The sequence below is a fragment of the Curtobacterium sp. TC1 genome, assembly GCF_019844075.1.
Taxonomy (GTDB): domain Bacteria; phylum Actinomycetota; class Actinomycetes; order Actinomycetales; family Microbacteriaceae; genus Curtobacterium.
Map to the genome: position 1 here is coordinate 669136 of NZ_CP081964.1, position 17317 is coordinate 686452.

Annotated in this window: 13 protein-coding genes; 12 read left to right on the forward strand and 1 reads right to left on the reverse strand. The window is 68.8% G+C overall.

Features of this window, described 5'->3' with window-relative positions; genetic code table 11:
• The first annotated feature begins 10 nt into the window (after positions 1-10).
• From KZI27_RS20355 to KZI27_RS04380, 9 genes are all read left to right on the forward strand, one after another.
• Complete coding sequence (locus KZI27_RS20355) at positions 11-580, forward strand: acyltransferase (protein ID WP_315971207.1); 570 nt, start codon at positions 11-13, stop codon at positions 578-580.
• The gene (locus tag KZI27_RS04345; protein WP_222659470.1) at positions 573-1661 is read left to right on the forward strand and encodes a hypothetical protein; all 1089 of its coding nucleotides are present in this window, start codon (positions 573-575) and stop codon (positions 1659-1661) included. The genes KZI27_RS20355 and KZI27_RS04345 overlap by 8 nt, the downstream gene beginning before the upstream one ends.
• Positions 1658-2629, forward strand: coding sequence for a hypothetical protein (locus tag KZI27_RS04350; protein WP_222659471.1), 972 nt, complete (start codon positions 1658-1660; stop codon positions 2627-2629). The genes KZI27_RS04345 and KZI27_RS04350 overlap by 4 nt, the downstream gene beginning before the upstream one ends.
• Complete coding sequence (locus KZI27_RS04355; protein ID WP_222659472.1) at positions 2626-4074, forward strand: oligosaccharide flippase family protein; 1449 nt, start codon at positions 2626-2628, stop codon at positions 4072-4074. Before KZI27_RS04350 ends, KZI27_RS04355 begins: the two co-directional genes overlap by 4 nt.
• Positions 4075-4150: 76 nt before the next feature.
• Entirely contained in the window at positions 4151-5074 is a 924-nt protein-coding gene (locus tag KZI27_RS04360; protein WP_222659473.1) for a beta-1,6-N-acetylglucosaminyltransferase, read from the forward strand.
• A gap of 22 nt (positions 5075-5096) precedes the next feature.
• Positions 5097-6125, forward strand: a complete 1029-nt coding sequence (gene gmd, locus KZI27_RS04365; RefSeq protein ID WP_131847485.1) for a GDP-mannose 4,6-dehydratase — start codon at positions 5097-5099, stop codon at positions 6123-6125.
• A complete protein-coding gene (locus KZI27_RS04370) occupies positions 6125-7096 on the forward strand; it encodes a GDP-L-fucose synthase family protein (RefSeq protein ID WP_222659474.1) in 972 nt (323 codons plus the stop codon). The genes gmd and KZI27_RS04370 overlap by 1 nt, the downstream gene beginning before the upstream one ends.
• Positions 7097-7131: 35 nt before the next feature.
• The gene (locus KZI27_RS04375) at positions 7132-8952 is read left to right on the forward strand and encodes a DUF4012 domain-containing protein (RefSeq protein WP_222659475.1); all 1821 of its coding nucleotides are present in this window, start codon (positions 7132-7134) and stop codon (positions 8950-8952) included.
• Positions 8953-9327: 375 nt separating this feature from the next.
• Entirely contained in the window at positions 9328-9888 is a 561-nt protein-coding gene (locus tag KZI27_RS04380; RefSeq protein WP_111086114.1) for a sortase, read from the forward strand.
• Positions 9889-9952: 64 nt separating this feature from the next.
• On the opposite strand, the gene KZI27_RS04385 is transcribed toward KZI27_RS04380, so the two are convergent.
• A complete protein-coding gene (locus KZI27_RS04385) occupies positions 9953-10423 on the reverse strand; it encodes a VanZ family protein (RefSeq protein ID WP_222659476.1) in 471 nt (156 codons plus the stop codon).
• A 260-nt stretch (positions 10424-10683) separates the two neighbouring features.
• Between KZI27_RS04385 and KZI27_RS04390 the strand changes: the two genes are divergently transcribed.
• The 3 genes from KZI27_RS04390 (at position 10684) to KZI27_RS04400 (ending at position 17250) form a co-directional block, all read left to right on the forward strand.
• Positions 10684-11013, forward strand: coding sequence for a hypothetical protein (locus tag KZI27_RS04390; RefSeq protein WP_123310335.1), 330 nt, complete (start codon positions 10684-10686; stop codon positions 11011-11013).
• 105 nt (positions 11014-11118) lie between these two features.
• Positions 11119-11448 (forward strand): hypothetical protein, encoded by a 330-nt coding sequence (locus KZI27_RS04395; protein WP_123310333.1) that lies wholly within the window; start codon positions 11119-11121, stop codon positions 11446-11448.
• Positions 11449-11691: 243 nt separating this feature from the next.
• A complete protein-coding gene (locus KZI27_RS04400; protein ID WP_222659477.1) occupies positions 11692-17250 on the forward strand; it encodes a beta strand repeat-containing protein in 5559 nt (1852 codons plus the stop codon).
• The last annotated feature ends 67 nt before the right edge of the window (positions 17251-17317 follow it).

Genomic DNA, 17317 nt, shown 5'->3' on the forward strand with positions numbered 1-17317 from the left:
GGGCCAGCGCGTGATCCGACGAGTTCTGGGAATGATCCGGCGGCGTCGCTGGCTTCGAACGCTGCCGCCGACGGTCACGTGGAGCGAGACCGCGACGCTCGGCGAGCGGGTCAGGATCTGGGCGCCCAGATCACTCACGATCGGTGATGACGTCCACATCGGCTCCGATGTCCGGATCGAAGTGGACGGCTCCATCGGAGACCACGTCCTCATCGCGAACCGGGCTGCGATCGTGGGGCGACGCGACCATGACATGACCGTCGCGGGGGTGCCGATCACCGAGAGCCCGTGGGTGGGCAATGACAGTTCGCTCAGCCAACCCACGACGATCGGGAGCGACGTCTGGGTGGGGTTCGGCGCCATCATCCTGTCCGGCGTTTCCGTCGGCGACACCGCTGTGATCGCGGCCGGTTCCGTGGTGACCCGAGATGTGCCGCCGAACGCCATCGTCGCTGGAAACCCGGCGAAGAGGATCGGACAGCGCTTCGATGAAGCGGTCTTGGCGGAGCACTGGGCGGCGCTGCGCCGCGCGGGCATCCGACTGAGCGGCCCCACGAGGGGCGAGGCCGAGGATGGTTGAGCGTGCTCCGCGGGTCTTCTACGTCCCGAACGAGTTCGGTGGATTCCTGCAGCTCGGCTTCCGCGATCCGCTCCAGGCGCTCGCGAAGACCGGTGCGATCGCAGCCCTCGAGGCGTTCAGTGTCCTGAACGCCATCCGGAGCGGAGAAGATCCAGAGCGCTCTCGCGACGAGCTCGTCCGTCGCGTGCGGGAGTTCCGTCCGGACATCCTCTTGATGCAGCACCTTGGCCACACTGGTCTGCGTCGGCATCACTTCGCGGCGCTCCGAGAAGCGTGCGTGTCGGACTTCATCTACCACGAAGCCGACCCGTACTCGCGGTTCCTGCATCCTCTTCCGCCCGAGGCCCGGAACGCGGGGCGCGCAGCCGATGTCGTCTTCACCGTGGGCAAGGGCGTCTTCAGGGACAACTTCCGACGAGCCGGGAGCCGCGACGTCCGCTGGGTTCCGTCTGCGTACGAACCGGGGCGATCCGAGAACTTCGATCGCGCGATCCGGACGGACCGCCCGTACGACGTGGTCATCGTGGCGAACAAGAACCGTCCCCGACTGCGTGGGCTGCCGAACTGGCGCGATCGCATCCGGTTCGTCGAGCTCATGCAGGAGCACTTCGGAGGCCGCCTCGCCGTCTTCGGACGGGGATGGGATGGTCCCACTGCGAAGGGGCCTGTGCCCTTCGAGGAGCAGGACAGCGCCATCACATCGGGATGGATCAGTGCGAACTGGGACCACTTCGCGGACGAAGACTCCTACTTCTCGAATCGCCTGCCGATCTCGCTGGCCGCCGGATCGATCCACGCAACGACCGAACACGTCGGCTACGACGGGGTGTTCGGGCCCGCGACCGGGAAGTTCCTGCTCCGCGGTTCGGGTCCGGAGGCGCTCGTAGAGGAGATCGACCGTGTGCTCGCGAACACGTCCGTCGACGAGCGGCTCGCTGCCATCACGGCTGGACGCCGGTTCGCGGCCGAGCACTTCCGTCAGGATGACCTCATGGTGCACATGGTGAACTGGCGCACGCAGTGGATCGATCCGGTGGCCGCGCGGTCCGTGTGGCCACCGCACGGGGGCGGGCACCGATGACCCTGGCGCCGCTCCGGACCCTCCCGCTCCGCGCTTCCCTCCGGCTCGAGCGGGAGCAGAACGCCCGTGACCTCCGGCGCGGGCCACAACAGCAGGCATCGGACACGTGGCTTCCGCCGGAGACGCTCGCGGGCCTGCGGGTGCGGATCGACCCGTACCCAGACCTCGGCCATCAGCTGTCCACCTGGATCGCGGGGTACCTGTGGGCCCGGGACCTCGGCGTCCCGTTCTTCGGTGGCGACGTGTCGAAGGACACGAAGGGACTCCTCGACCTCTCGGTGCTGACCTCGGAACCGCCCGCCGGACCCACAACGGAGCGGCGCCTCGCAGCGACGGGGTTTGAGAACGAGACGTGGTCGCTTCCGGCGCTGCAGCAGTCGGTGACCCGTGCGTCGACCAGATCTGCGCGGCCCTGGACCGGGCGGATGGCGCTCGACCAGCGGCGATGGGATCAGACCCCGATCGCGGAACCGCTGCGCCGGGCGGTACTCGCCGGCTACCTCGGAGCAGACCTGCTGCAGGCCGAAGCCGACGCGCAATACGTCGCCATCCATGCGCGGCGTGGAGACATCGGTCCGATGACGCACCCGGACCGTTGGATCGACGTGGCCTTCTACGAGCGCCTGATCGCGGAGATCCGGACCGTGCCGCAGTTCCGGATCGCGCCCATCAGGCTCTACACGTCCGGAGACGCAGCTGATCTCCGTGGCTTGGAGCAGCTCGGAGTGGTCATCAAGGACACCGGCGGCCGCGATCGCGACTTCGTCGAGATCGCGGCCGCGCGACTCGTCGTGGCCGCGCCGAGCTCCTTCGGGTTCCTGGCCGCCCTCGTCTCGCGATCTCCGGTCGTCGCGAGAGTCCCTTGGTGGCACCACGTTCCCGACACTGGTCGGTGGCTTGCCTACCAGGCGAGTCGTGGACTCGACACCGGGCGGCTGGAGCAGCTCGCCGCCGGAAGTCCTTCGTGACCTCGAACGGCCGTCGGCTCGTCGCAGGCGCATCGTGGGTCTACGGGCTCCAGCTCCTGACCATCGTCGTCCAACTCGGGTACGCGGCTCTGACCTCTCGGCTCGCTGACCCTGCGGTCTTCGGCGCCTACAGCGTCGCGCTCTCGATCGCAGCCCTCGTCAACTTGCTGGGTTCCGGCGGGTTGTCCCAAACTGCCGCGCGAGCTCCGAACGCGGATCGAGCGTCGACGCGCCCCCTGGCCACGTACGCCCTGCTCCTCGGCGGGGGAGCCGCGGTGTTCACCCTGCTCACAGCAGGACTGTGGAGTGCCGTCTGGGCCGCCCCTCAGGCCGCCGGTGCCGTCCGTCTGCTCGCGCTGAGCGCAGCCGTCATGCCGTTCCTCAGTTTGAGCACCGGCCTCCTGCGTCGCCAGGGCATGTTCCGGGAGATGGCGATCGCGACGTTCGGGGCGAACGTGGCTGGCATGGTCCTCGGTCTCGTCGCCGTGTTGATCTTCCGCAGCCCGGAGTCGCTTGCCGTCTCCGCGATCGTCGGGCAGTGGGGGACCCTAGCGTGGGCCGCGAGTCGCCTGCGTGGGGGACTCGTTCCGGGACGCTTGGCGCTCCGCTCTGACAACGTCCGCTTCAGCACGAAGCTGGTGGCCGTCTCGGTGTTCCAGTACATCTCGGGGAACGCACCGCGATGGAGTGTCAGCCACTTCATCGGTGCGGGGGTGCTCGGGGCCTGGAACCGCGCCGATGTCCTCTCCACCGTTCCGTTCGCCCAACTGCAGAACGCGCTGCTGCAGGTGATCTACCCGGAGTTCCGCCGTTACCCGGTCGGGACAAGCGAGGCACGATCGGCTTGGCTTGACATGCTCAGCCTCATCGCCTGGTTGACGCTCCCGCTCGGAGCGGTGATCGCCGGCGTCGGCCCGCAACTCGTGCACATTGCGCTGGGGCCGGGGTGGGGACTCGCCGCTCAGATACTCCCGCTCCTCGCGCTGCTCGGAGCTGTCCAGCCGTTGATGGTGCTCTTGGCGGGGGCGCTCGAGTCGGCGTCGCTCTTCCGTGCGATCTGGGCCGCCGAGGCCGTGGCGTTTCTCGTGAGCGCGATCGGAGTCGTCATGGTCGCCACTCGGCATGACTACGTGTTCGCTCTGCTGGCCCTCATCGGCGCGACGGTCGGTCGGCACTTCGTGCACATCGCACAAGCCCGGCGGGTGGGAGCGGTCCGCCTGTCCGAACTCGTCAGGGGCTACGCGCAACCAGTCGTCTTCGCGGTCGTGCTCTACGGCTCGCTGCTGGCGCTCGCCGCCGGGGGGGCGTCGGTCGCGAGCCTCCCAGCAGGGATCATCGGCCTGGTAGCCCTCGTCACGTGGGTCCTCGTCGCACGAAGCGCGTTGCCACCGCTCAAGATCCTCCGTCGTCGTGGGATCCTCGGACAGCGAGCTGGCGAAGCGTGACCACCTACACCGTCGCAGGCCTGCTATCCGGCAGCAGAGACGCCTATGCTCGTCACATCACGACGGAAGGTCGGCGGTGAAACCGGTATTCCTCGTCTACACGTTCCAAGACGCCGAACACTTGGGCGAACTCGTGAACGCGCTCGGCCCACACCGAGTCTTCGTCCATGTGGATGCCAAGGTGGACATCGGAGATTTCGAGGCGGCCCTGGAACGCACTGGAAACGCTGTCCTCCTCGATGACCGTGTGCAGGTCAACTGGGGCGGCTACTCGCAAGTCCGCGCGATCCGGGCGCTCGTGCAGAAGGCACTCGAGTTCGCTGACGATGACGACTACCTCGTGCTGCTCTCCGGGTCGGACTACCCGCTGCGGCCGGTCGATGAGTTGCTCAAGCACCTCCGGTCCCATCCCGGGCGGCAGTACCTGCGTGCGTTCGAGATATCGAGCAGCGAGCAGAAGTACCGTCGCCAGGTCGACCGCCGACACCATCGGGACTTGTCGTTCCTGTCCAAACGGACTGGGAACAGGATGCTCCGAAGAGTCCGCAACGGCGTGATCAAGGTGCTCGACGGGCCGCTGAGCCTGCGGCACGCACCGGTGCCTCCTGGTGGGATGAAGATCGGACACGGTGGGACGCACTTCGCGGTGACCGCGGCGTGCATGCGTGCCATGGAAGCGATCGTGACTCCCGAGGTCGAGCGCTACTTCGAGGCGGTCTTCTGTCCGGAGGAGAAGTTCTACCACTCGTTGATCATGCGCACGCGGTTCTCCACCGCAACCCCCGCCGGAGGATTCGAGCCGTACGTCGGACCTGGCAACTGGCGGTACGCCAACCTCCACCTGATCGATCCGACGCTCGTCAGGGTGTTCACGATCGATGATTGGCCGGAGATCGTTGCCAGCCCGCAGTTCTTCATCCGGAAGGTCGTCTCCGGCCCGAGTACGAGTCTCCGGACGCAACTGAACGTCGAGCGGCTTCGCCCGGCACCACTGAAGTAGAGCAGACGAGAAAAGGGAAACGTTGCAGAAGAAGGCCCTGATCACCGGCATCACCGGGCAGGACGGCTCGTACCTCGCAGAGCTGCTGCTCCGCAAGGGGTACGAGGTCCACGGCCTGATCCGTCGCGCCTCGACGTTCAACACGTCGCGGATCGACCACCTCTACGTCGACCCGCACGAGTCGGGCGCGAAGCTGTTCCTGCACTACGGGGACCTCGGCGACGGTGCACGACTCGTCAGCCTCCTCAGCGAGCTGAAGCCGGACGAGGTCTACAACCTCGCGGCGCAATCACACGTGCGGGTGTCGTTCGACGAGCCGGAACACACCGGTGACGTGACGGGTGTGGGCACGATGCGCATGCTCGAAGCGGTCCGGGTCTCCGGCATCCACACGCGCTTCTACCAGGCGTCCTCCTCCGAGATGTTCGGGGCGACCCCGCCGCCGCAGAACGAGGAGACGCCGTTCTGGCCGCGTTCTCCGTACGGTGCAGCGAAGGTCTACAGCTACTGGGTGACCAGGAACTACCGCGAGGCGTACGGCATGTTCGCGGTGAACGGCATCCTGTTCAACCACGAGTCGCCGCGACGTGGTGAGACGTTCGTCACCCGGAAGATCACCCGTGCGGTCGCGCGGATCAAGGCCGGCCTCGAGGACCACGTGTACCTCGGCAACCTCGACTCCGTCCGCGACTGGGGGTACGCCGCCGAGTACGTCGAGGGCATGTGGCGGATGCTGCAGGTCGACGAGCCGGACGACTTCGTCCTGGCGACCGGCGGTGACTTCACGGTCAAGGACTTCCTGACGACCGCGTTCTCCCACGCAGGCCTGAACTGGGAAGACCACGTGCGCTTCGACGAGCGGTACCTGCGACCGAGCGAGGTGGATGCGCTGGTCGGTGACGCGTCGAAGGCCAAGGAGAAGCTCGGCTGGGAGGCGACGGTCGACACCGCCGAACTGGCGAGGATCATGGTGGACGCGGACATCGCCGCCCTCGAGCACGAGGGCAGCCCGTGGATCGACACCGTCCGACTCGAGAGCTGGGGATCCTGATGACCACGACCGACTTCACTCCCGGTCCGATCGACCGGGCGGACCGCGTCTACGTCGCGGGACACCGCGGTTTGGTGGGCTCGGCGGTCTGGCGCAAGCTCGAGTCGGAGGGCTTCACCGACATGGTCGGGCGGAGCTCCTCCGAGCTGGACCTGAAGGACCGCGGCGCCGTGTTCGCCTTCTTCGCCGAGCAGCAGCCGAAGCACGTCGTGCTGGCGGCAGCCAAGGTCGGCGGGATCATGGCGAACAACACCTACCCGCACGACTTCCTGAGCGAGAACCTGCAGATCCAGGTCAACGTGATGGACGCGGCTGTGGAGCACGGCGTCGAGCGGCTCGTCTTCCTCGGGTCGTCGTGCATCTACCCGAAGATGGCCGAACAGCCGATCCACGAGGACGCGCTCCTCACCGGGCACCTCGAGCCCACCAACGACGCGTACGCGATCGCCAAGATCGCTGGCATCCTGCAGGTGCAGGCCGTCCGGCGGCAATTCGGGCGCCCGTGGATCTCGGCCATGCCGACGAACCTCTACGGCCCGGGCGACAACTTCTCGCCCACCGGTTCGCACGTCCTGCCGGCTCTCATCCGCCGGTACGACGAAGCGGCACGAACGGGTGCGGCGCGCGTCGAGAACTGGGGGACGGGCTCGCCCCGTCGGGAGTTCCTGCACGTCGACGACATGGCGGCGGCGGTCTTCCACCTGATGGAGCACTACGACGGTCCGGACCAGGTCAACGTCGGGACCGGGTCCGACGTCACCATCAAGGAGATCGCCGAGACGATCGGCAGGATCGTCGGCTTCGAAGGCGAGACGGTCTGGGACACCACCAAACCGGACGGCACGCCGCAGAAGCTGCTCGACGTGTCGAAGCTCGCCGACGCCGGCTGGACGGCGCAGATCGGGCTCGAGGACGGTCTGCGGAGCACCATCGACTGGTACCGCGAACACGTGGACACCGTGCGTCAGTGACGTGGGCTGGACACGGGGAACCGTAGGATCGCGTCATGTCCGACCTGCCCGAGTCGGGACGCACTGCAGCACACCGGGGATCCAGGGCCCGGATCGTCTTGTGGATCGTCCTCGCCCTCGTCCTGCTGCTCATCCTCGCCGTCGCCTGGGTGGGAGTGCGTGGTGCGCTCGCGAAGGGACACCTCGAACGAGCGGTCGGTGACGTCGACACACTGCGCTCCCAACTCACCGGTGGCGACACCGCCGCCGCGCAGAAGACCGCGAAGCACCTGGAGCGTGAAGCGGGGGCAGCTCGTTCGTTGACGGGTGATCCGATCTGGGGGGCCTCGCAGAACGTCCCGTTCTTCGGGGCCAACCTGCGTGCAGTCCGCCAGGTCTCCGTCGTCGTGGACGATGTTGCCCGGAACGCGGTGACCCCGGTCGCCGACGTCATCGGCGGTCTCGGAACCGACTCGTTCGCGCCGAAGAACGGCAAGGTCGACCTGCAGCCGATCGTGGACGCGCAGCCGGCCGTCGCGAAGGCGACGACGACCCTGGCACGGGCGGACCGCGATGCGGACGCGATCGACACGAGTGACACGTTGTCCCCGGTGACGACCGCGGTTGCCGAGCTACGGAACGCGTTGTCGTCCGCTTCTGCGCAGGTGACCACCGCGAACCGGGTCGTGCAGCTCGCGCCGGCGATGCTGGGCAACGACGGTGAACGGAACTACCTGCTGTTGTTCCAGAACAACGCCGAGTTGCGCGCGGGTGGCGGGATCCCGGGAGCCGTGGCGCTCCTCCAGACCGATGACGGTGCCATTCACCTGCAGAACCAGACGTCCGGTGGCTCGTTCGGTCCGTACGCGCAGCCGATCCTGCCGCTGACCCCGGACACGACTGGTCTGTACGGCAGCATCACCGGGAAGTACATGCAGGACGTCACCCTGACCCCGCGTTTCGACGTCTCGGCGAAGCTCGCTCGGGCCATGTGGAAGCAGAAGTTCGGCGAACAGGTCGACGGCGTGCTGGCGATGGACCCGGTGACGCTGAGCTACATCCTCGAGGCCACCGGCCCGGTGAAACTGCCGACCGGAGACACCTTGACGTCGGACAACGCGGTCAAGCTCCTACTGAGCGACGTGTACGCGAGGTACCCGGACCCGGTCGTGCAGGACGCCTTCTTCGCCTCCGCCGCCAGCGCGGTGTTCGACAAGGTCGCGAGTGGTGACTTCGACCCCCAGCAGTTCGTCTCCGCCCTGAGTCAGAGCACCGGCGAGGACCGACTGCGCCTGTGGAGCGCGGACCGGGCCGAGCAGCGCCGCATCAGCGGCACCGCTGTGGCCGGCGAACTCCCGACCGAGTCGGCGTCGTCACGAGAGTTCGCGGTGTACCTGAACGACGGCACCGGCTCGAAGATGGACTACTACCTCGAGAAGACCGTGTCAGTCGGCAGCTCAGTGTGCCGGAAAGACGGTCGTCCCACGTCGGTCGTCGAGGTCACCATCAAGAACACTGCACCCGCCGACGCCGCGACGAGCTTGCCCGAGTACGTCACGGGTGGCGGCGACTTCGGTGTGGAGCCGGGCAAGATCAAGACCCTGATCGCGACCTACGCGCCCGAGGGCGCGATCTTCCTCGGCGCAACCAAGGACGGCACGACGACCGCGGTGCAGACGGCGACGGATGGCGGACACCCCGTGGCGCAGTTGCAGACGCTGCTCGCACCGGGCCAGAGCCTGACCTACCGCGTTGCCTTCCTCGGCAAGAGCAAGTACGCGAAAGCCCCCGTGCAGGCGAGCTCCACCCCGGGTGTCCGCCAGTCCGAGGCCAAGCCGATCGCGTTCGAGTGTGACCAGCCTCTCGCCGCCGGGTGAGCCCGCCGTCCCGTTAACGCGGATCGGGCGCCCCCACTCCGGGGGTGATCGATCGCGGCTGTCCGACGTCACAGGCTGGTGATGCGGTGGCCAGGATTCGTGGGGGTGCGGCTGAATATTCGCCTGACCTGGGATTTCCTCGTCGGATTCAGCCCGATGGCATCATGACGGCGACTCGGTCGCGTGCTCGTCCGGAATGAACACATGACGACCAATGACCGAAATTCACGCCATCTGGTACCGAGCTGTGAAACTCCGGTAGATTGAGACAACTTCGCCATCACAACCGCCAGTTTCTTGGCCGGGGACAACCACGGGCGGATCAGCGGGCTCTGGGTGTCAGGGTCTGGATTTTCAGATCTTTAGGGGAACCACATGAAGAAGCTCATCGCTGCGGTGGTGCTGGCTGGGGCCGCACTGCTCGCCACGCCGACCGTCGCCAACGCCGCCGGTTACACGCCTGACTCCGACGTCTCCGTCTCCGGCACCGCCGTTGCCGGTGGTACCGCCTCCGTGAACTTCACCGAGGGTGCGTTCCAGGACAACGAGACCGTCAACGTCCAGGTCACCGGTGCCGGTGCGGTCACGCTCGGCGCGCTGCCGACCACGACCGTCTCGAAGACCTACACCGCTGCCTCCGACGGTTCACTCGCCGTCAAGGTCACCTTCCCGAAGGGCGCTTCGGGTACCTACAACCTGACCGCCACCGGCGCGACCTCGGGTGTCGTCGGCTTCGCCGCCTTCACCGTCGCCCCGGCTGACGCTGCTGCTGCTGTCCCCGCTGCGGGTGCTGGCTCCGGCACCGACGGCACCCTCGCCTTCACCGGTTCGACCGTGTCCGCCCTGGCCCTCTGGGTCGCCGGTGGCGCAGTCGTCCTCGGTGGTGGACTGCTGCTGGTCCGCGGCTCGGTCCGTCGCCAGCGCGAGTCCGTCTGAGTCTCGAGCTACTGAACGAAGCCCTCGGAGCGCATTGCTCCGGGGGCTTCGTCGTGTCCGCGCGTCAGTGACGCCGGCGGTGTGCCGCCCACGCGAGCGCCAGGACGCCCAGGACGGCTCCAAGGACCGCGCCCAGGCCGTTCGCCAGCACGTCGGCCACTGATGCGGTGCGAGCGGGCAGGAAGAGCGCCTGGCCGGTCTCGATGCCGACGCTGACGACCAGGCCCGCAGCCGCACCGGCCCACCACCACCGAGCGCCCGCGACCAGGACCACGAGCAGGCCCAACGGGACGAAGAAGACCACGTTCGACAACGACTCGACCGTGCCGTAGCCGAACCCGTCGGGGGCCCCGTGGCGATGAGCGATCGCGATCACCCGGTCGAGCGTCGGACCCGCTGCCGCGTCGACGGGTGAACCCCAGAACCCGACGAGCACCACCGCGACGCCGTAGGCGGCGGCGAGCCACGTCGCGACCCGGCGGCTGCGTCCGGTGGCCGGGGCGCGCCCTGGATCGCGGGGACTGTCGGAGGTCACCCGACCGACGGTAGTGAGTCGGGCCTCCCGGATGGGTGTCTCCGTCATTCCGTGACGCATCTCGGAGGTCCGGAAAACGAGTACCCCGATTCGACGCGTGTACCCCGGAAAGACGTCACACCACCCCGGAAATCCGGGGGACCTCGATCAGTCGCATTGACGGAACCCGTGAATCGGCGGGCCTCGCTGGCGGTTCGGGTCGTGGTTCTCGTAGCGTTCTGGTGTCAGCAGATGTACCCCGGATCGTGAAGGAGAGCGACATGACCACCATCGTCAACAACCAGACGCAGGCCGAGGTCACCCTCGACACCGACACGGTCGACACCATCGCGATCCTCGAAGCCGCCGCAGCGACGTCGACCCGTCCGACCCGCGCCAAGGTCACCTGGGTGCAGGAAGACCAGGGCGAGTGGATCGCCGGCTACGGCGGGTACTTCGGCGGCAGCGTCGACAAGCGTGACGGCCGGTTCGTCGCCTCGGACACCTTCGGCCTCGTCGTCGGTGAGTTCGCCACGCTCGAAGAAGCGCAGACCAAGCTCGAGGACCAGCTCCACGTGATGCTCCCGTCGGTCATCCGACCGGTCGAGTAGGCGCCACCGCACCGCCGGCGCCGTCAGCGCCCGCACCACCCAGCACCATCGGCGTCCGCGACGCCCGCAGCACCAGTACGCAGCACAGCCCGAAGGAGCACCACCATGAGCATGACCACCGATCACCCCCAGCAGGCCGAAGTGACGCTGGACACCCGGACGATCGAGGTCATCGCCGAGATCGAGGCGCAGGTCGTCGCCGACACGGCGCCCGAGCGCGTCCGCATCAGCTGGGCGCAGCCCGACACCGGCCTCTGGGTCGCCAACTACGGCGGGTACTACGGCGGCACCGTCGACCGCCAGGGCACGCACTTCTTCGTCGCCGACACGTTCGGCGAGTACGTGGGGGACTTCCGGTCCCTCGACGAGGCGAAGACGCGCCTCGCCGAGCGGCTGCACGTGCTGCTGCCGGACGTGATCCGGCAGGCTGTCTGACGCGCTGAGCCCCGCGAACCCCGAAACCCCACCGGATCCGGTGGGGTTTTCGTGTGCCCCGAGCGGGTGACGCGGGTCTGAGGGGCTGCTACCCCCACAACGAGTGGTCCCCCCTATTGGGGACCCGTCCCGTCCCCATTTCGGTATCGAGACCTGCCAGTATCGACCCGGCGCCACCGCCCGTCCTCCCTGAACCGACGGCCGTGGATCAGGCGCTCGCATCGTCTCGACCCGAAAGTGATCATGCTGCCTGCTTCCCAGGGCACCGCTGTGCCTCGACGCCGCTTCGGCGTCCGAACCGTCGCCATGTTCGGCGCCGCGCTGCTCGTCGGCGCCGGGCTCTCGACCACCACTGCGGTCATCGCGGCTGAGCCGGCCTCGGCCGTCACCGCGATCTCGAACGGTGCACTGGTGTGCGACCAGAACACGCTCTACGCCATCGACAGCACGGGCAAGGTCGTCGCGGTGGACATCACCACGGGGGACTCCAAGGGCACGACCGCCGACGTCACGAACCTCGGTACCGGCGCGAACAACGGTCTCGGTATCTCGCGTGAGGGCCTGTCGATGTTCGCCGCGTCGAACAACGTCAGCGCCACGCTCCGGCAGTTCAACCCGAAGGACGGGACCGCGTCGGACCCGATCACGACGGACCAGAAGCGCGTCGTGATCCGCGGTGCGGTGAACCCGAAGAACGGCATCTACTACTACGGCGACAACGCCGGGTGGCTCGGCGCCTACGACCCGGCCACGAGCACGTACCTCGGCCAGGTCGGTCAGATCAACGGCCTGAAGTCCGGCAACGGTGACTTCGCGTTCAGCTCGCGCGGCCTGTTCTTCGTCGTCGCGGCCGACACGGTCTACCGCGTCAACACCGACGAGGTCCCGAGCGCCCCGGGCAACACCGCCATGTCGACCTCCGCGATCGCGACCCTGCCGGCGGGCACCAGCAGCCCGGGCATCGCGTTCTCGTCCGACGGCTACCTGTACGTGTCGAACACCGTGACGGCGAACAACGTGTCCACGACCACGATCTACCAGCTCGACCCCACCTCGGGTGCGCAGGTCCGCAGCTTCCCGATCGTCGGCAACTACGCCGCCACCGACCTGGCCAGCTGCAACTACGCCGACACCGTCACCGGTGAGGCCAGCGTCGACAAGCGCTGGAACGCGGTCGACCAGTTCGGCCTCGCCATCTCCGGCGGCGGCATCGACCCCACGAAGCCCGGCACCTCGGCGACGACGACCGGCAAGGACACCGGCACCCAGTCGCAGCGCGCCGGCGCCGTCCTGAGCACGCCGAACAAGGACTACACGGTCACGCAGACCGCCTCGGGCACCACCGACCTGGCGAACTACAGCACGTCGTGGGTGGCACGGAACCAGACGACCGGCGCGCTGGTCGCCGACGGCAAGGGGAACACCGGCACCTTCACGTTCCCCGCCGCCACGACCGCCGACGGCACCGACGTCATGGTCACCTTCACCAACACGCTCAAGGCCACCCACGTGACCACGACCTCGGACACCGGCAACACGCCGAACGGCACGAAGCTCACCGTGCCCGCGAAGGGCGTCTTGGCGAACGACAGCGGCACCGGACTGTCCGTCGTGTCGAACACGACACCGGCCCACGGCGCGGCGACGGTGAACCCCGACGGCTCGTACACGTACACCCCGGCCGACGGCTTCTCCGGCACGGACACCTTCCAGTACACGGCGAAGGACTCGTCCGGCCAGACGTCGACCAGCACCGTGACGATCACCGTCGCCCCGGCGGGCACCGACGACGCGTTCAGCGTGCACGCCGGCCAGACCGCGACTGCGGACGCCAAGACGGGTCTGCTCGCGAACGACCACGGCACCGGCCTGACGGTCACGGACAACACGAAGCCCGCCCATGGCGACCTGACCGTCGAGCAGGACGGTTCGTACTCGTACACCCCGACTGCCGGGTACTCCGGCCCGGACTCCTTCACCTACACGGCGAAGGACGGCGACGGCGCGACGATCACCGGCACGGTCACCATCACGGTGCTGCCGACGGCGGTCGCCGACACCGTCACCGCGACGGCAGGCTCGCCGATCAGCGGAAGCGGCAGCGGCAGCGGAAGCGGCACCGGCACCCCCGGCACCGGCACCCCCGGCACCGCCCCCGGCCTGCTCGCCAACGACCTCGGCTCGGACCTGACCGTGACGGGCAGCACCAAGCCCGCCCACGGTGACGTCGTCGTCGCGAAGGACGGCAGCTACACGTACACCCCGACCACCGGGTACTCCGGCCCGGACTCCTTCACGTACACGGTCACCGACGGCAACGGGGGGACCGACACCGTCACCGTGACCGTGCAGGTCGCCCCGCTGGCGAAGGACGACACCGTCCGCGTCGCCGCCGGCACCACCTACACCGCCGGCACCCGCGCCACCGGCGTCCTGGGCAACGACCTCGGCACCGGCCTGACCGTCTCGTCGAACACGAAGCCCGCCCACGGCGAGCTCACCCTCGACACGGCGACCGGGGCCATCACCTACACGCCGACCGACGGCTTCTCGGGCACGGACTCGTTCCGGTACACCGCGACGGACACCGCCGGTGCGCCGACGTCCGCGACGGTGTCCATCACGGTCAACCCGACGATCGCGAACGACGCCACGACGACCGACGCCGGCACCCCGGTGAACGTCGACGTGCAGCACAACGACCGCGGCTCGGACCTGGTCACCACGATCGTCACCGGCCCCTCGAACGGCACCGGCGTGGTGGCCGAGGACGGCACCGTCGACTACACGCCGACGGCTGGCTTCTCGGGCACCGACTCGTTCACCTACACGGTGACCGACGGCGCGGAGGTCACCACCGGCCCGGCGACGGTCACCGTCACGGTCAAGCCGGTCGCGAACGGCGACACCGTGTCGACGAAGTCCGGCGAGGCGACGACCATCGCACCCGCGACGCTGACGGGGAACGACGCGGGCACCGGCCTGACCGTCACCGACGCGGCCGCCGTGCCGGACGCCGACGGCACCACGCACGGCGACGTCACGATCGACCCGGCCACGGGCACGATCACGTACACGCCGAAGCCCGGGTTCTCCGGCACCGACACCGTCACCTACACGGTGCGGGACGACTCCGGCCAGACCACGACCGGCACGATCACCGTCGTCGTCGGCCCGATGGCCACCCCGGACACCGCGACCGCCACCGCCGGCACCACGCTGACCGTGGGCGGGGACGGCGACGACCGCAAGGGCGTGCTCGCCAACGACGCGGGCACGAAGCTCACCGCCACGGTCGACCTCGAGCCCGGGCACGGTGACCTCGAGCTTGCGGCGGACGGGTCGTACACGTACACCCCGAAGGACGGCTTCTCGGGCACGGACACCTTCACCTACACGGCGAAGGACCCCTCCGGCGGGACGGCCACGGGTGTGGTGACCATCACGGTCACGCCCGGCACCGAGCCGGACGAGATCACGGTCAAGGCAGGCGGCAGCACGACGGTCACCTCGGCCGACCTGACCGGCAACGACCACGGCACCGGCCTGTCCGTGCTCGACATCCCCGTCGGCACGAGCGGCGCGAACGGCACCGCGGTCCGGAACGACGACGGCACCGTCACGTACACGCCGAAGCCGGGCTTCTCCGGGACCGACGAGTTCACGTACACGGTCACGGACCGCAACGGCCTCACGAACACCGGCACCGTCTCCGTCCGGGTCACCCCCGTCACGGCGGGCGGCTCGACCACCGCCGACGCCGACGGTTCCATCACCGTGCCGGCCGACAAGGGCGTGCTCGACGGCGCGACCGGCACCGACCTGCAGGTCACGGACAACACCGAGCCGTCGCACGGAGACGTCGTCGTCGACAAGGACGGCGGCTACACCTACACGCCGAAGCCCGGGTACTCCGGTCCGGACTCGTTCGACTACACCGTCACCGACGGCGCCGGCGGCACCACCACCGGCACCGTGACGATCGTCGTCGCCCCGAAGGCCGTCGCCGACACCGCGACCACCACCGCTTCGATCCCGGTCGACGTCGCGGTCACGGGCAACGACTCCGGCACGAAGCTCGCCGTCACCGCGGTGACCGAGCCCGGGCACGGCGCCGCGGCGATCACCGGGACCGGCACCGTCACCTACACGACGGCCGACGGCTTCTCCGGCACGGACACCTTCACCTACACGGTGACCGACCCGACCGGCGGCACCGCGAAGGCGACCGTCACCGTGACGGTCGCACCCGTCGCGGTCGCAGACGCCCTGCACACCACCGCCGGCACGGCACTGCCGATCACCGGGACCACCTTGACGGGCAACGACCACGGCACCACGCTCACGGTCACCGGCCACGGTCCCGCCGCGCACGGCGTCGTGACCGCAGGCGCCGAGCCCGGCTCGCTCGTCTACACACCGAAGAAGGGCTTCTCCGGTACGGACACCTTCACCTACACCGTCACCGACGGCGCCGGGCAGACCACGACGGCGACCGTGACGGTCCTCGTCGGCGTCGCCGCCGTCGACCAGTGGCACACCATGCCGACCAACCAGGTGATGCGCACGTCGTCGTCGAACGGCGTCCTCGTCGGTGACTCCGGTTCCGGCCTGTGGGCATCGATGGAGACGAAGCCGCAGCACGGGCGACTCGCGCTGGCGAAGAACGGCTCGTACGTCTACACGCCGCCGGCGGACTGGTCCGGCCGTGACTGGTTCACCTACGCGGCGAACGACGCCGAGGGGCACACCGCGCTCGCGCTCGTCGTGATCGACGTCACCCCGACGGCAGCGGACGACAAGGCAGCCACGAAGGCCGGCAAGTCGATCACCGTCGCCGGCCCCGGCGTGCTCGGCAACGACCACGGCACCGACCTGACGGTCGTGACCTCCGGCACGGCGAAGCACGGCACGGTCTCGATCGCCGCGGACGGCACGTTCGTCTACACCCCGGCGAAGGGCTTCTCCGGCACCGACACCGTGACCTACCGGGCGCAGGACGCCTCGGGTCAGCGGGTCGACGCCACCGTCACCGTCACCGTCGGCATCGACGCGACGAAGGACGCCGGTCACACCATCGCCGGCACCCCGGTCACGCGTGACGCCGCTCACGGTCTGCTCGCGAACGACCAGGGTACCGGCCTCACCGCCGCCCTGGACCGCAAGCCGGCCCACGGCACGGTGACGGTCCAGCGCACCGGTGCGTACGTCTACACCCCGGCCGCCGGCTTCACCGGCACGGACACCTTCACCTACACGGTGACGGACGCCTCGGGGCAGACCACCACCGCCACCGCGAGGATGACGGTCGTCGCCGCCGCGGTCGCGACGGACGACTCCGCCACCGGGACCGTCGGGCACCAGGTCACGATCGACCCGCTCGACAACGACTCCGCCTCGGGCGGCGCCACCTTCGAGACGGGCACCGTGCACCTGATCGATCCCGAGTCCGGCAAGCAGTCCGACCGCGTGGTCGTCAGCCACGAGGGCACCTGGACCGTCCGCGACGGCAAGGTCGTCTTCACCCCGGCGGAGGGCCACACCGGCACCACCTTCATCGGGTACACGGTGACGGACAGCAACGGCCAGACGGTGACGGCGACCATCACGGTCACCTACCCGACCGGCATCGCGGCAGCGGTCCACACCGCGGAGCTCGCCTTCACCGGCGCGACCGGCCTCGTCGGCCTCGGCCTCGCGGCGATCGCACTGCTCCTGACCGGCGTGCTGCTCGTGACGCGTCGCCGCATCGCGGCGGGCATCGCAGCCGCCCCGGGGATCCGACGCAGCGCGCGTCCGTGACCACAGCGGTCGACCGGGAGGCCCGGATCACGTCAGCCGACAGGCGCACGTGATCCGGGCCTCCCGT